Origin of the sequence: Luteimonas salinisoli (assembly GCF_013425525.1) — a bacterium.
Classification (GTDB): domain Bacteria; phylum Pseudomonadota; class Gammaproteobacteria; order Xanthomonadales; family Xanthomonadaceae; genus Luteimonas; species Luteimonas salinisoli.
The window spans coordinates 30,893-43,698 of record NZ_JACCKA010000064.1 but is presented as its reverse complement, the minus strand read 5'-3'; the positions used below and the strand labels follow the sequence as shown (position 1 = coordinate 43,698).

At 71.2% G+C, this 12,806-nt stretch carries 10 protein-coding genes; 2 read left to right on the top strand and 8 right to left on the bottom strand.

Annotated elements, in window-relative coordinates:
- Positions 1-3 precede the first annotated feature (3 nt).
- The 7 genes from H0E84_RS10895 to H0E84_RS10865 all read right to left on the bottom strand — a co-directional run bounded on the left by H0E84_RS10895 (position 4) and on the right by H0E84_RS10865 (position 9,353).
- Positions 4-1,350, bottom strand: coding sequence for an MFS transporter (locus H0E84_RS10895; protein WP_219339701.1), 1,347 nt, complete (start codon positions 1,348-1,350; stop codon positions 4-6).
- A gap of 27 nt (positions 1,351-1,377) precedes the next feature.
- Positions 1,378-2,877, bottom strand: a complete 1,500-nt coding sequence (locus H0E84_RS10890) for a CoA-acylating methylmalonate-semialdehyde dehydrogenase (RefSeq protein WP_180678675.1) — start codon at positions 2,875-2,877, stop codon at positions 1,378-1,380.
- A gap of 3 nt (positions 2,878-2,880) precedes the next feature.
- The gene (gene iolB, locus H0E84_RS10885) at positions 2,881-3,702 is read right to left on the bottom strand and encodes a 5-deoxy-glucuronate isomerase (protein ID WP_180678674.1); all 822 of its coding nucleotides are present in this window, start codon (positions 3,700-3,702) and stop codon (positions 2,881-2,883) included.
- Positions 3,702-4,592 carry a myo-inosose-2 dehydratase gene (iolE, locus tag H0E84_RS10880; protein ID WP_180678673.1) on the bottom strand — a complete coding sequence of 297 codons (891 nt, stop codon included), beginning with the start codon at positions 4,590-4,592 and terminating at the stop codon, positions 3,702-3,704. Before iolE ends, iolB begins: the two co-directional genes overlap by 1 nt.
- Positions 4,589-6,433, bottom strand: a complete 1,845-nt coding sequence (gene iolD / locus H0E84_RS10875) for a 3D-(3,5/4)-trihydroxycyclohexane-1,2-dione acylhydrolase (decyclizing) (protein WP_180678672.1) — start codon at positions 6,431-6,433, stop codon at positions 4,589-4,591. The genes iolE and iolD overlap by 4 nt, the downstream gene beginning before the upstream one ends.
- 1 nt (position 6,434) lies before the next feature.
- Complete coding sequence (locus H0E84_RS10870) at positions 6,435-8,369, bottom strand: bifunctional 5-dehydro-2-deoxygluconokinase/5-dehydro-2-deoxyphosphogluconate aldolase (protein WP_180678671.1); 1,935 nt, start codon at positions 8,367-8,369, stop codon at positions 6,435-6,437.
- 87 nt (positions 8,370-8,456) lie between these two features.
- Positions 8,457-9,353 (bottom strand): MurR/RpiR family transcriptional regulator, encoded by an 897-nt coding sequence (locus tag H0E84_RS10865; RefSeq protein WP_180678670.1) that lies wholly within the window; start codon positions 9,351-9,353, stop codon positions 8,457-8,459.
- Positions 9,354-9,508: 155 nt separating this feature from the next.
- On the opposite strand from H0E84_RS10865, the gene H0E84_RS10860 reads away from it, so the two are divergent.
- Both H0E84_RS10860 and iolG read left to right on the top strand, forming a co-directional pair.
- Positions 9,509-10,507 (top strand): Gfo/Idh/MocA family protein, encoded by a 999-nt coding sequence (locus tag H0E84_RS10860; RefSeq protein ID WP_219339699.1) that lies wholly within the window; start codon positions 9,509-9,511, stop codon positions 10,505-10,507.
- Positions 10,504-11,484, top strand: a complete 981-nt coding sequence (gene iolG, locus H0E84_RS10855; RefSeq protein ID WP_219339698.1) for an inositol 2-dehydrogenase — start codon at positions 10,504-10,506, stop codon at positions 11,482-11,484. The genes H0E84_RS10860 and iolG overlap by 4 nt, the downstream gene beginning before the upstream one ends.
- Here the strand turns inward: iolG and H0E84_RS10850 are convergent.
- On the bottom strand, positions 11,479-12,591 hold the full coding sequence (locus tag H0E84_RS10850) for an NHL repeat-containing protein (RefSeq protein WP_180678669.1): 1,113 nt from the start codon (positions 12,589-12,591) through the stop codon (positions 11,479-11,481). The genes iolG and H0E84_RS10850 overlap by 6 nt on opposite strands.
- Positions 12,592-12,806: the final 215 nt, after the last annotated feature.

Sequence of the window (12,806 nt, the reverse complement as noted above, 5' to 3'; positions counted from 1 at the left end):
GCTTCAGTCCCGGCGCCGGGTGCGCCAAAGGCTGGCGGCGAGCAGGGTGGAGACCACCGAGGAGCCGATCCAGAACCAGATGGCGGGGCCGAAATCGTAGCTGCGGACGCCGTCCACCACGGTCATGCCCTGCTCGATCAGCGCACCGGAGACCTGCTCCTGGATGCCGGCGCCGATGTAGCTGAAGATGCCGATCACTCCCATCGCCGCCCCGGCGACACGATTGGGCGCGATATCCACCGCGAACAGCCCGCCCAGCGAAGTGACCAGCCCGGTCAGGCCCATGCCGAACAGCAGCATGCCGGCGATCAGTACTGGCACGCTGGTGGGGGCGAAGAAGATCAGGCCCAGGCCGGCCAGTTCGAGCAGGCCGAACAGCAGGTTGACCGGCGGGCGGCGCGCGTCGAACAGCTTGTCGGAGATGAAGCCGAATGCGATCGCGCCGGCGATGCCGGCCAGGGTGCTCAGCATCAGCAGGGTGCCGGCCATGGGCAGGCTGAAGCCCCGCGCTTCCTGCAGGTACAGGATGCCCCAGGAATTGATCGCGTAGCGGGTGACGTAGGTGGTCGCGGCGGCCAGGCACAAGACCCAGATCGCCGGGATCTTCAGGATCGACAGCTGCTGCGCCAGCACCGACCGCAGGTCCGGCTTGGCCACCTCCTGGTAGCGGTCGCGCTTCCAGTCGTTGACGTTGGGCAGGCCCATGGTGCGCGGCCGGTCCTGCAGCAGCATGTACACGCCAATCGCGGTGATCACGCCGATCAGGCCCGGCCCCCAGAAGCCGGCGCGCCAGCCCAGCGCCGCGACCAGCGCGCCCACCCCCAAGAAGGTCAGTCCCTCGCCGATGGAGTGCGCGGTGCTCCACACGCCGTAGGCGCGGCCGCGTTCCTTGTTGGAGAACCAGGCGGTCATCGCCACCACGCCGCCGGGCGCGCCGAAGCTCTGGAACCAGCCATTGAGCCCCCACAGCAGCACCGCCGCCCACAGCGCCGTGGTGAAGCCCATGGCCAGGTTGCACAGCGCCGTGAGCAGGAAGCTGGCCGCCAGGAAGCGCTTGATGTTGGCGTGGTCGGCCAGGAAGCCGTTGGTCAGCTTGCCGATGGCGTAGGTGTAGAACAGCGCCGACCCGATCAGGCCCAGCTCGTTGGGCGAGAAGATGCCGCCGTCGATCAGCGGCTTCTTGACCACGCCCAGCGCCAGCCGGCAGGTGTAGATCAGGCCGTAGCCCAGGGTGATCGCCAGCATCACGCGGAGGCGATGCTTGCGGAACAGCCGGTCGATGGCGGCCCGGTCGCCGATCTCCGGCCTGTCGACGCCGGTGGCGAAGAATTTCAGGATGCCGTTGGCCAAGATCACGTGCTCCGGGTGCGGTTCGGTTCAGCGCATCGTCGGGATGACGAAGCTCTGTTCGGAGGCCGCCCCGCCGCCGGGCCAGCGCTGGGTGACGGTCTTGGTGCGGGTGTAGAAGCGCACGCCGTCCTGGCCGTACTGGTTGAGATCCGCGAAGCCGGAGCGCTTCCAGCCGCCGAAGCTGTGGTACGCCACTGGCACCGGGATCGGCACGTTGATGCCGACCATGCCCACTTCCACCCGCTCGGCGAATTCGCGCGCGGCATCGCCGCTGCGGGTGAAGACGGCCACGCCGTTGCCGTACTGGTGGCGCGAGGGCAGCCCGATCGCCTCCTCCAGCGTGTCCGCGCGCACGATCTGCAGCACCGGGCCGAAGATCTCCTCGCGATAGGTGCGCATGTCGGCGGTGACATGGTCGAACAGCGAAGGCCCGAGGAAGAACCCCCGCTCGTGCCCGGACAGCGACAGGCCGCGGCCATCCAGCACGAGTTCGGCGCCCTCGTCGAGGCCAGCCTGGATATAGCCCTCGATCTTCGCCTTGTGCGCGGCGGAGACCACCGGGCCGTAATGGGCCTGCGGGTCGGTGGACACGCCCACGCGCAGGGCGGCGATGGCTGCGACCAGTTTGCCGCGCAGCGCCGCGGCGGTGTCCTCGCCCACCGGCACCACCACCGGTAGCGCCATGCAGCGTTCGCCGGCCGAGCCGAAGGCCGCGCCGACGATGTCGGCCACGGCCTGGTCCAGATCGGCGTCGGGCAGGACGATGCCGTGGTTCTTGGCTCCACCCATGGCCTGGATGCGCTTGCCGTGGGCGGCGCCCAGCGCGTACACCGACTGCGCGATGTCGGAGGAGCCGACGAAGCTGACCGCCTTGATCTCCGGGTGCCGCAGGATCGCCTCCACCGTGTCCTTGTCGCCCTGCACCACGTTGAGCACGCCGGGCGGCAGGCCCGCTTCCAGCATCAGTTCGGCCAGGCGCACCGGCACCGAAGGATCGCGCTCGGACGGCTTGAGGATGAAGGCGTTGCCGCAGGCGATGGCCGGGCCGAACATCCACATCGGGATCATCCCCGGGAAGTTGAACGGGGTGACGCCAGCGACCACGCCCAGCGGCTGGCGCGCGGAGTAGACGTCGATGCCCGGTCCGGCGCCCTGGGTGTATTCGCCCTTCAGCAGGTGCGGGATGCCGCAGGAGAACTCGACCACCTCCAGCCCGCGCTGCAGGTCGCCCCTGCTGTCGGCGACCACCTTGCCGTGCTCGCTGGAGAGCAGCTCGGCCAGTTCGTCCATGTGCGCCTCCAGCAGGCGCTTGAACTCGAACAGGACGCGCGCACGGCGCTGCGGATTGACCGCGGCCCAGCCGCGCTGGGCCGCGACGGCGGCCTGCACCGCCCGGTCGAGCTCGTCGGCCGATGCCAGCGACACGCGCGCCTGCACCTGGCCGGTGTTCGGGTCGAAGACGTCGCCGTGCCGGCCGGAGGTTCCGGCGACGGCGGCGCCACCGATGAAGTGTTCGATCCTGCGCATGACTCAGCCTTGCTCCTGGGCGGAACGCCCGGCGATCCACGCATGCTCCGGGTCGTTGCTGAACAACCAGCGGCGGCGCGGCCCGGCCATGACGTTGAGGTAGTAGAGGTCGTAGCCGTGCGCCGCGCCGACCGGGTGGTAGCCGCGCGGCACCAGCACCACGTCGCCGTCGCCGACGCTGATGGTGTCGTCCAGCGACCGGTCCGGCGTGTAGACGCGCTGGAATGCGAAACCCTGCGGAGGCCGGATTCGGTGGTAGTAGGTTTCCTCCAGCACGCTTTCCCGCTCCGGCGTGTCGGTGTCGTGCTTGTGCGGCGGGTAGCTCGACCAATGGCCGCCGGGGGTGATCACCTCGACCACCAGCAGGCCTTCGGCCGGTTCGGTTTCCGGCAGCACGTTGCGGATGTAGCGGGTGTTGCTGCCGCTGCCGCGTACTTCGCGCGACATGTCCGCATCGCGGATCAGACGAGGCGTGCCGCGGCCTTCGCCCGGCGCGGTGCAGACCGCGAGTTCGACCGCGCCGCGCGCGGTGACGTTGTATTCGGCGCCCGCCGGCACGTACACCGCGCCCGGCGCGCGATCCTCGAACGGCGAGGCGCGCCCGCCGACGCCGGCGAAGCGCAGGCCGCCCGCATCGACGTCGGCGCTGCCGGCCACCAGCACCAGGCAGGCTTCGCGCCCGGCCTGGCCGCCGCGGTAGCGCTGGCCGTCCTGCAGCCTGGCCACCTTGAACCCCACGTGCGCCCAGCCGGCGCTTTCGGGGGTGACCTCGAGCACGGTGCCGGCGGCATCCGGCGGCTGCGGGCGGATGTGCAGTCTCGACATCAGATCAACCCCGCTTGCACGGCCTCGTGCCTGAGCGTGCGCAATCCCAGCTCGGCGTATGGCCTGGGCGCGGCCACGGCGGGATCCTGCTCGGCCTCGATGACGATCCAGCCGCTGTAGCCGATGCCGGCCAGCGCGCGCATGACCGGGGCGTAGTCCAGGTCGCCGTCGCCGGGCACGGTGAACATGCCGCCGAGCACACCGTCGAGGAAACTGGCGCCGTCCTCGCGCAGGCGCTCGAACGCGGCGCGGCGGACGTCCTTGCAGTGCACGTGGGCGATGCGCCGCGGATGCGCGGCGATCACCTGCAGAGGGTCGATGCCGCCGAGCGCGGCGTGCCCGGTATCGAGCGTGAGCCCCACCGAGTCGCCGGTGTGGCGCAGCAGCCGTTCCAGGTCTTCGGCACGCTCGACCACGGTGCCCAGGTGATGGTGGTAGGCGAACCTCAGGCCGTGGCCCTGGACGTGGTCGGCGACTTCGGTCATGCGCGCGCCGAATTCCGCCCACGCGCCCTCCTCCAGCCGCGGCGCGCCGGTCAGCGGCACCGCGCGGTCGCCATGCACGGCGTTGCTGGTTTCGGCGAAGACGAAGGCCGTGCTGCCCATCGCCTCGAGCAGCCGCAGGTGCGGCTGCAGGGCGGCGATCTCCGCCGTCGCGTCGCGCGCCAGGAGCGCGCCGCTGTACCAGCCGCCGATCAGGTCCAGGCCGTAGCCGGTCAGCAGCGGCCGCAGCTCGGCTGCCGCGCGCGGGAACCTGCCACCCAGCTCCACGCCGGCGAAGCCGATGTCGCGGATGTCGGCCAGGATGCGCGCAAGCGGCGTGTCGCCGCCCAGCTCGGGCATGTCGTCGTTGGACCAGGCGATCGGGCTGACGCCGAACCGGATGCTCATGCAGGGTCCACTCCCTTTCGCAACTTGGTTTCGTAGGCCCGGCGCGCGGCGCCGACCTCGGGGCGTGCCGATACCTCCGGCACCGCCACGTCCCACCACCAGCCGCCGGCTTCCGTGGCCTTCAGCGGATCGGTGTCGACGACCACGACGTAGGAGCGATCCGCGGCGCGGGCGCGGGCGAGTGCGGTCTCCAGCTCGCCGAGCGTCGCCGCCTTTTCGGCGAGCGCGCCCAGGCTGCGCGCATGCGCGGCGAAGTCGATCTCCGGCAGGGTCGCGTGGCGGGTATCGACCAGCAGGTTGTTGAAGGCCGCGCCGCCGGTGGCCCGCTGCAACCGGTGGATGCAGCCGAAGCCGCGGTTGTCCAGCAGCACCACGATCAGCTTGCGGCCAAGCATCACCGAGGTGGCCAGCTCGGAATTCATCATCAGATAGCTGCCATCGCCGACCATGACCACGACCTCGCGCTCGGGCGCAGCGAACTTGACCCCCAGGCCGCCGGCGATCTCGTAGCCCATGCACGAGTAGCCGTATTCGGCGTGATAGCCGTCCGGCCGCGACGTGCGCCACAGCTTGTGCAGCTCCCCTGGCAGGCCGCCGGCGGCGCACACCACGATAGCGTCGTCGTTCAGGGCGCGCTGCACCGCGCCGATCACCTGGGCGTCGCTGGGCAGGCGTGTCGACGGCGCCCCGGCGGTGGCGGTGGACACCGCCGCGTTCCATGCCTGCATCGCGGCGCGGTCGGCCGCAGCGACCGCTGCCGGCACCCGCCAGCCGGCGAGGCGGGCGGCGAGGGCTTCGAACACCTCGCGGGCGTCGCCGACCACGGCGTGGGCGCCATGCTTGCGGGCATCGAACGGCTGCACGTTAACCTGGAACAGGCGGCCATCAGGGAACAGGCTGCGCGAGCCGGTGGTGAAGTCCTGCAGGCGCGTGCCGGCCGCGACGATCACGTCCGCCACGTGCGCGGCGGCGTTGGCTGCGGCCGAACCGGTCACGCCGATCGCGCCCAGTGCCTGCGGATGGTCCCAGGCCAGGGCGCCCTTGCCGGCCTGGGTCTCGGCCACGCACAGCCCCGTCGCCTCGGCCAGCGCCGCCAGCGCATCCTGCGCGCCGCCGTAGTGCACGCCGCCGCCGGCGATCAGCAGCGGCCGCCGCGACTGCCGCAGCGCGGCCGCCAGGGCGTCGATGGCGGCGGCGTCGGCCGGTACCCGGGATGCGTGCCAGACCCGCCGCGCGAAGAAGGCGGCCGGATAGTCGAAGGCCTCGGCCTGCGTGTCCTGGCAGAAGGCCAGCGTGGCCGGACCGCAGGTGGCCGGATCGAGCATCGTCGCCAGGGCCTGCGGCAGCGCCTCCAGGATCCGCCGCGGATCGGCGATGCGCGCGAAATAGCGCGACACCGGGCGCAGGCAGTCGTTGGCGGTGATGGCCGCATCGGCGAAATCCTCGAGCTGCTGCAGCACCGGATCGGGCCGGTGGCTGGCGTAGACGTCGCCCGGCAGCAGCAGCACCGGCAGCCGGTTGACGTGCGCCAGCGCCGCCGCGGTCGCCAGATTGGTGGCGCCGGGTCCGATGGACGTGGTGCACACCATCGCCCGCTGCCGCCGCATCTGCTTCGCGTAGGCGATGGCGGCGTGGGCCATACCCTGTTCGTTGTGCGCGCGCCAGGTCGGCAGCGCCTCGCCCGCGGCCTGCAGCGCCTCGCCCAGCCCGGCGACGTTGCCGTGGCCGAAGATCGCCCAGACGCCGGCGAAGTACGGCACCTCGGCGCCGTCGACGCGCACCTGCTGTGCGGCCAGCCAGCGGACGGTCGCCTGCGCGGCGGTGAGGCGGATCGTCCCCACGTCAGGCGATTTCCCGGTCGGCGGGCGCACCGTGCGTGCGCGCCGCGCGCCATGCCTCCACCAGCGCGGCGAAGCGCGCGGCGAGATCGTCGATGGCGCCGGCATCGTCGATGCGGCCGGCAAGCCACTGCTCGGCCGCGTCGGCGAAGATGGTGCGCCCGACTGCGAAGCCCTTGACGATCGGCACCTGCGCCGCCGCCCGGAACGAGGCGGCCAGCTCCTCCTCCGGCGCCGACAGCCCCAACAGCACCACCCCGCGGCAGTGCGGATCGTTGGCGGCGATGGTGCGTTCGATGTTGCGCCAGGCCGCGGCGCTGTCGCTGGGCTCGAGCTTCCACCAGTCCGGGCGCAAGCCCAGGTCGTACAGCCGCTGCATCGCCCGCGAGACGGTGTGGTCGTCGATCTGGCCGTTGCGTGAGGCGATGATCTCCAGCAGCAGTTCGTGGCGGGTCTTGCGCGCGGCGTCGTGCAGGCGCAGCAGCTGGCGCTCCTGGCGTTCGCGCAGTTCGTCCGCATCGTCGGGGTGGCAGAGCACCAGGCACTTGACCACGTGGTTGTACGGCCAGCTCGCCAGTTCTGTGGCGACGTCGGCCGAGCCCTCGAACGCCAGCGGGCACGAGCCCGGCAGTTCGATCGGGCGGCCGATCCAGTAGGGATGATCGGCGGCAGCCTCCAGCGCACGCATGCCGTAGCGGCCGTCGAGCAGCACACCGAAGCGAGGGTCGCCGCCGGCGACGCGATCGACCGCGCGCAGCGCCAGCGCCTTGAACGCCGGCAGGCGCGCCGGATCGGCGCCGGTCTGCCGGCAGAGTTCCTCGAACTGGCTGCGGTGGTCGACCGCCAGCACCATCAGCTCGTCGTAGCGGCCGCTGCGGGTGGTGGCCCAGTGCAGCTGTTCCAGCGCAGCGTCCTCGCGCAGCCGGAACGGCCGGTCGCCGCCGCGCAGAAAGGCCTGCAGCTCCACCCAGGTCGGCATCGCCGGCGCGCAGCCATGGCGCGAGACCACGATGGCGCCGCAGGCGTTGGCCCAGTCGGAGCAGACCTCGAGCGGTTCGCCGCGCAGCCAGCCGCGCAGGAACCCGGCCATGAACGCGTCGCCCGCTCCCAGCACGTTGAACACCTCGACCGCGAAGCCACGCCCGGTCAGGCCATCATCCAGCCGCGCGGGGATCGCGGCGGCGAACACCGAGCAGCCCGCGGCGCCGCGCTTGCACACCAGACAGGCGTCGGTGCGTGCACGGATCGCACGCAGCGCCGCCAGGGTATCGGTGGTGCCACCAAGGATGTGGATCTCCTCTTCGGTGCCGACGATCAGGTCGCACAGCGGCAATGCTTCCTGCAGCCTGGCGGTCACGCCCTCGTGCGCGACGAAACGGTCGTCGCCGCGGTCGCGGCCGGCCAGCCCCCACAGCACCGGCCGGTAGTCGACGTCGAAGATCACCCGGGCACCGGCCTCACGCGCGATCCGGCAGGCCTGCAGCGAGGCCTCGAACACCTGCGGCTGCGACAGGTGCGTGCCGCTGATCAGCACCGCACCCGCCGAGCGGATGAAGGCGGGATCGACGTCCTCGACACAGAGCGCCATGTCGGCGCAGTTCTCGCGGTAGAAGACCAGCGGAAACGTGTCCGGGTCGCGGATGCCCAGGAAGGCCAGCGCCGTCAGCCGCTGCGGGTCGGCGATCACGCCCTGCGTCGACACCCCCTCGCGCGCCAGCTGCTCGCCGATGAAGCGGCCGAAATGGTCCTCGCCCACACGGGTCAGCAGCCCGGTGCGCAGTCCCAGCCGCGCCGCGCCGACTGCGGTATTGGTCGGGCTGCCGCCGACGTACTTGGCGAAGGACAGCATGTCCTCGAGCCGGCCGCCGGTCTGCTGTCCGTACAGGTCGGCGCAGGAACGCCCGATGGCGATCAGGTCCAGGGAATGTTCCTTCGCCATGCAGGCCGGTCCTCGCGCTGGCCGGAGTCGCTTCGCCCCGGAATATGTAATTTATATTCCATTTTGAGGCCTATAGCAACATTCGTTTCATTTCTTCCGGGGCCGCCGTGGCTTCGCCCCCAGCGCCGAGGGATTGCGTGCCGCGATCGCGCCGGAAAACGCATAGGAAATGACCAGCGCCTGGGCCAGGCACATCGAGGTGGACAGCGAGCGGAACTTGCGGATCTCGGCCTCGCGCACCTGCAGCACCAGCGAGGCCGGCTTGGCCACCGGGCTGACCAGGCTGTCGCTGATCGCCAGCACCTTGCAGCGGCGATCGACCGCGGTGTCGGCCAGGTGCACCGCTTCTTCTGCATAGGGGTGGTAGCTGACCACCAGCAGCAGGTCGTCCGCAGTCATGGCGTGGACCTGCTGCCGAGCCATCCCGCCGACGCTGTCGATGAACATGGTCTTCTTGTCGACCTGGTGCAGCGAGTAGGCCAGGTACGCGGCCACCGGGAACGAGCGGCGGAAGCCGGCCACGTACACGGTGTCGGCGTCGGCGATCAGCCGCACGGCCGCGGCCAGGGTGTCGCGGTCGACGGCGCCGCCCAGATGCTGCAGGGCCATGACGTTGCCCTCGACGAACTCGGCGAGCACCTGGCCGGGATCGCCGATCAGCTTGCCGTCGACCTCCTTGGCGAACTCCCGCACGCGTTCGCCGTAGCCCAGCGAAGCATTGCCGGACAGCAGGCCGTCGCGGAACAGGCGCTGCATCTGGGTCGCGCCGTCGAACCCGAAGGACTTGGCGAAGCGCACGATCGCCGACGGCTGCACGCCGCTGCGTTCCGACAGCACCGCCAGCGTCTCCAGCGCGACCGCGTTGGGCTCGTCCAGCACGTAGCGGGCGATCTGCTTGAGCCTTTTGCTGAGGCCGTCGTAGCGCGCCAGGATGGCCGCGCGCAGTTCCTCCGCGGTAGCCGGGGGGGTGGCCGGATGGGTCATGCAACCGCTCCTTCGGGCAATGGGGGTCCCGCCGGTATAGCGGGAGCGTCGCGGAAATGGAATAGCAGCATGTTTTTGGAAATTCTATTACATTAGCGGTCTGGAAATTAATTTCATCTACCCCCTGCAGGCCGCGGGACGGCCGGGAGCTCTGCGTGGCGCCGATCGATGTCGCACTGATGGGAGCGGGCAGGATGGGGCAGGTGCACGGGCCCAATGCCGTGCGGACGCCGGGCCTGCGCCTGAAGTACGTGGTGGATCCGCGGCCCGGCGCGGCGCAGGCGCTGGCGGCCCGCTGCGGCGCCGCGGTGGCGACGCTGGAGCAGGCGCTGGACGACCCCGCGGTGGGCGGCGTGCTGGTCTGCAGCTCCACCGACCGGCACCTGGCGCACGCGCTGGCCGCGGTGGACGCGGGCAAGGCGGTGTTCTGCGAAAAGCCCATCGACCTGGACCTGGACAAGGCCCGCGAAGCGCAGCCGCGCTTCCGCGACGCGCGCTTCGTGCTCGGCTTCAACCGCCGCTACGATCCGCACTTCCTCGCGCTCAAGCGGCGCCTGGACGCCGGCGAAGTGGGCGCGCTGGAGTCGCTACAGCTGGTCAACCACGATCCCGCCGCGCCACCACCCGGCTTCATTCCCACCAGCGGCGGCCTGTTCAAGGATTTCACCATCCACGACCTGGACATGGCGCGCTGGCTGCTGGGCGAAGAGCCGACGGAGCTGTTCTGCGCCGCCAGCTGCCTGGTGGACCCGGAGATCGGCCGGCTCGGCGACGTCGACACCGCGCGCACGGTGCTGCGCACCGCGTCCGGGCGCCTGTGCGTGATCTCCAACACCCGGCGCAGCGGCTACGGCTACGACCAGCGCGTGGAGGCGTTCGGCGCCGCAGGCATGATCGCCGCCGGCAACGTGGTCCTCGACACGGTCGGCACCCTCACCGAGGACGGCCTGGGGGCCGCGCCGATCGCGCCGGGCTTCCCGCAGCGCTTCGCGGCGTCCTACCGCGCCCTGCTCGCCCATTTCGCCGAGGTGGCCCAGGGCCTCGCGCCGTCGCGCACGCGGTATGCGGACGGCATCGCCGCGCTGGCCCTGGCCGAGGCCTGCGGGCAATCCGCGCGCAGCGGCCGCGCCATCAGACTTCAGGGAGACGCATGATGTTCAAGATCGCTTTGGTCGGTGCCGGCCGCATCGGCCGCATCCACGCGCGCAACGCCGCGCTGCATCCGCGGCTGGCGCTGGACGCCGTCGTCGATCCGGTCGCCGCCTCGGCGCAGGCGCTGGCATCGGAATGGGGCGCCTCGGTGCGCACGCTGGAGGAAACGCTCGCCGACCCTGGCATCGCCGGAGTGATCATCGCCAGCTCCACCGACACCCACCTGCCGTACAGCCTCCGCGCCGCGGCCGCCGGCAAGGCGGTGTTCTGCGAAAAGCCCATCGACCAGGACCTCTCCCGCGCGCGCGGCGCGGCCGCGGAGCTGGCCCATGCGCGCCTGCTGCTGGCGTTCAACCGCCGCTTCGATCCCAACTTCCAGGCGCTGAAGGCGCGGCTGGACGGCGGTGCGATCGGCGTGCTGGAAAGCCTGCAGATCACCTCCAACGATCCCGCGCCGCCGCCGGCCTCGTACATCGCCGTGTCCGGCGGGCTGTTCAAGGACATGGCGATCCACGACTTCGACATGGCGCGCTGGCTGCTGGGCGAGGAACCGGTGGAGGTCTACGCCGCCGGCAGCTGCCTGGTGGACCCGGAGATCGGCAAACTGGGCGACATCGATACCGCGCGCACCGTGCTGAAGACCGCTTCGGGCAGGCTCTGCGTCGTCTCCAACAGCCGCCGCTCCGGCTTCGGCTACGACCAGCGCATCGAGGCCTATGCCTCGGGCGGCATGGTCCGTGCCGACAACGTCGCCGAGAGCACGGTCCAGGTCTGGAACGAGCAAGGCGTCGCCGCCGACCGATTCCAGAACTTCTTCCTCGACCGCTACGCGGAAGCCTACCGGCGCGAGATGGACCACTTCGCCGAGGTGCTGGAAGGCGCGGCGCCCCGCGTCGGTTATGCCGATGGCGTGGCCGCCCTGGCGCTGGCCGACGCCGCCGCGCAATCGGTCCGCAGCGGCCAGCCGGTGCGGCTATAGCGTCTCGGCTGCCGCTGCGCATGCCGGCAGCGACAGGGCATCGGCGATGTCGCGCCAGTCGAACGCCACCACGCCCTGGTCGTCGTGCACGGCATACAGTGCACCGTGCGGGAAACGCGCGCTGGCGTCCTGGTGCAGCCAGATGCCGTCGGTGTTGGCGACGCTGACGCCGGCGACCGCGCCGGCATGCGCCAGGGTGCGCCGGTCGAACAGGTGGAACACGGTGCGCCCCTTGCCCTGCTCGGTGGTCAGCCACCAGCCGCCACCGTCGGCGCACGTCCTGAGCGCGATGCCTTCGGCCTGCGCGGCGAACAGCCCGCGACCGAGGGTGCGGCCGGCGTAGTTCCCCGCGAGGTCGTAGACCTTCAGCTCGTTGGCGTAGCTCTCGTCCTCCTCGGCGATCAGCAGGCGGTCGTTGGCCGCGTCTCCCCAGATGGATTCCACCACGCGCAGCGCGCCCTCTTCGCCGGTGTCGCCGAAGGCGCCGGCCAGGGTCGCGTTCAGCGCGTCGCCGTCGCGCGCCACGTCGTAGCGCTTCACCCGCCGGTCCAGCGCCGCCAGCGGCGGCAGGATGTCCTCGCCGTCGGCGTCCTCGCCCGCCATGTAGGCATCGGTGACGTAGAGCGCGTAGCCCTCGGCGGTGCGATGCACCCACAGCCCGTAGGGCTTGACCAGGTCCCCGGCGCCGAAGCTGGCGACGGCGGCGAACGACGGCAGCTGCAGCACCTGTACCCGATGGTTGTCGCGTTCGACCACGAACGCCAGGTCGTCGATCACCGCGATGCCGTTGGGGCGCCGGAACTCGCCCGGGGCGTCGCCGCTGGCACCGACCGTGCGCAGCGTCGCGCCGCTCTCGCCGTCGTAGACCACCAGCCGGTCGGTCGCCTTTGCCGTGGCGATCGTCCAGACCTTGCCGTCGGGCGTGCGCCATGCGGCCGGGGAATCGATGTTGTCCTCCGGCGTCAGCGCGCTGACGAAGGCTTCGTCGATCGTCGGGATGGCGCGCGCGCCGGATTGCGGCGCGTCGGCGGCGGCGTCCGCGGGCTGCGTGCAGCCCGCCAGGCCGAACGCCAGCGCCAGGCCGGCGACGTGGTTGATGCGGTTCATGCGGTTCCCCTCCGGGGTTGCGCGGCATCATCGCCGCGGAGCCCACAGTCTCCCCGCATCGGCTGACATGGGACTGACGGCGCACGTCAGGTCGGCGTCGCCGTGGACGGGGGCCTCGCTCCGGCAAGGAACCCATGCCCTCTTCGCAAGCTCCTGTCCAGCGTCCAGGGCCGGCGCGGCGCCCCGGTGCGGGACCGTCGACGCCATGGATGGCG

Coding starts and splice junctions, on each gene's coding strand:
- iolB (WP_180678674.1), bottom strand. CDS start 3,702: ATGTCGAGACTGCACATCCGCCCGCAGCCGCCGGATGCCGCCGGCACC.
- H0E84_RS10865 (WP_180678670.1), bottom strand. CDS start 9,353: ATGACCCATCCGGCCACCCCCCCGGCTACCGCGGAGGAACTGCGCGCG.
- H0E84_RS10850 (WP_180678669.1), bottom strand. CDS start 12,591: ATGAACCGCATCAACCACGTCGCCGGCCTGGCGCTGGCGTTCGGCCTG.
- H0E84_RS10870 (WP_180678671.1), bottom strand. CDS start 8,369: ATGGCGAAGGAACATTCCCTGGACCTGATCGCCATCGGGCGTTCCTGC.
- iolE (WP_180678673.1), bottom strand. CDS start 4,592: ATGAGCATCCGGTTCGGCGTCAGCCCGATCGCCTGGTCCAACGACGAC.
- iolG (WP_219339698.1), top strand. CDS start 10,504: ATGATGTTCAAGATCGCTTTGGTCGGTGCCGGCCGCATCGGCCGCATC.
- H0E84_RS10890 (WP_180678675.1), bottom strand. CDS start 2,877: ATGCGCAGGATCGAACACTTCATCGGTGGCGCCGCCGTCGCCGGAACC.